This window comes from Actinomadura geliboluensis (genome assembly GCF_005889745.1).
Classification (GTDB): Bacteria; Actinomycetota; Actinomycetes; order Streptosporangiales; family Streptosporangiaceae; genus Spirillospora; species Spirillospora geliboluensis.
In genome coordinates this window covers 1-1,457 of record NZ_VCKZ01000731.1, presented here as the reverse complement: position 1 = coordinate 1,457, position 1,457 = coordinate 1, and the positions used below count along the sequence as shown (strand labels likewise).

At 68.5% G+C, this 1,457-nt stretch carries 2 protein-coding genes; one reads left to right on the top strand and one right to left on the bottom strand.

Annotated elements, in window-relative coordinates; translation table 11 throughout:
* Positions 1 to 18: 18 nt before the first annotated feature.
* Complete coding sequence (locus ETD96_RS43885) at positions 19 to 1,236, bottom strand: IS110 family RNA-guided transposase (protein WP_138642366.1); 1,218 nt, start codon at positions 1,234 to 1,236, stop codon at positions 19 to 21.
* Between ETD96_RS43885 and ETD96_RS46345 the strand changes: the two genes are divergently transcribed.
* Positions 1,226 to 1,457 (top strand): hypothetical protein (locus ETD96_RS46345; protein WP_205719768.1); only part of this gene is annotated, 232 nt, incomplete at its 3' end. The two genes, ETD96_RS43885 and ETD96_RS46345, sit on opposite strands and share 11 nt — an antisense overlap.

Genomic DNA, 1,457 nt, shown 5'->3' with positions numbered 1-1,457 from the left:
GGAATCTCAGTGACCATGTCAAGCCGCGATAGCGCTGACCTGCGATGGCGGGATCGGGCTGAAGGTTCGGTTGTCGCGCAGCAGAGCCCACAGGACGTCGACCATGCGTCGAGCCAGGGCGAGTAGGGCCTGGGTATGGATCTTGTTTTCGTCGCGTTTGCGCTGGTAGAAGACCTTCGAGGGCCCGTTGGTTCGGAGGCTGGACAGCGCCATCATGTAGAAGACGTTGCGCAGTGGCCGGTGGTAGCGCTTGGGTCGGTGGTTGTTGCCGGTGACGCGGCCGGAGTCGCGCGGGACGGGCACCAGGCCCGCGTAGGACGCCAGCCGGCCGGAGCTGGCGAACGCTTCCAGGGGGCGGCCGTCGGTGGCGACCAGGAACTGGGCGCCCAGGATGGGGCCCATGCCGGGCAGGCTCTCGATGATGTGGGCCTGGGGGTGGTCGCGGAACCGGCTGGTGAGCAGCCTGTCGGTGTCCTTGATCTCCCGGTCGACGTCCAGCAGTTGCCGGGCCAGCCTCTTGACCAGCAGCGCGGTGGTCGTCTCGCCGGGCAGCGCGACGGTCTGCTCCTGAGCGGCCTGGACGGCGGTGTCGGCCATCTTGTCGATGCCCTTGGCCCAGGCGCCCTGCTCGCGCAGGTAGTCGGCCACCCCGCCGGGCCCGGCCCTGCGGATCTCAGCGGGAGTGCAGAACCCGGTGAGCAGGATCAACGCCGACCGGGTGGAGTAGTCGAAGGCCGCTTCCAGCGCCGGGAAGACGCTGGTCAGCAGGGCGCGAAGCCGGTTGACGCCGCGCACCCAGTCGGCCATGACATCGGCCCGGTAAGAGGTGAGCCGGGTCAGCTCGACCACCAACTCGTCAGTGGCGGTCAGCTCGGTCAGGTCGCTGCGCATCCGGGCGGTGTCGGCGATGATCCGGGCGTCCTTCGCGTCGGTCTTGCCCTCGCCGCGGAACACCCCGGCCATGCCGTGCACGACCCGGCCGGGCACGTAGACGACCTTCTCACCTCGGGTCAGCAGGAGCGCCAGCAGCAGGGCTGCGGGCGGGCTGACCAGGTCCACCGCCCATCGCACCTCACCGGAGGTCTTGGCGGCGCGGTCGATCAGCTCCTCGATCTGCCGCTCGCCGTTGCCGACCTTCACCGACCACAGCCGCTTGCCGGTCGCGTCGATCGCCGCTGCGTGGTGGCTGGTCTTGCCCGCGTCGATCCCGACCCACACCACATCCGTGGCCGCCATGCGGGCCACCTTCCCGTTCTCGCAGGTACAGCCCGTGGACGACCCCGCCATCAGGTCCCTAAACAGCGACGGTTCGCATCAGATCTCAGTCAGCGGCCAGGGCGTCCAGGGCGACGAGGCGGCCATTCCTTTCAAGCCACAACAGCGGCAAACAACCATCAGCCACACCCCGTCGCCCTGGGCATCCAGAGCGACTCACTCCAGACAAAACGATCTTAGGG

What these genes read in the sequence shown, in the direction of transcription:
- ETD96_RS43885 (WP_138642366.1), bottom strand. Translation starts at nt 1,236, where the DNA reads ATGGCGGCCACGGATGTGGTGTGGGTCGGGATCGACGCGGGCAAGACC.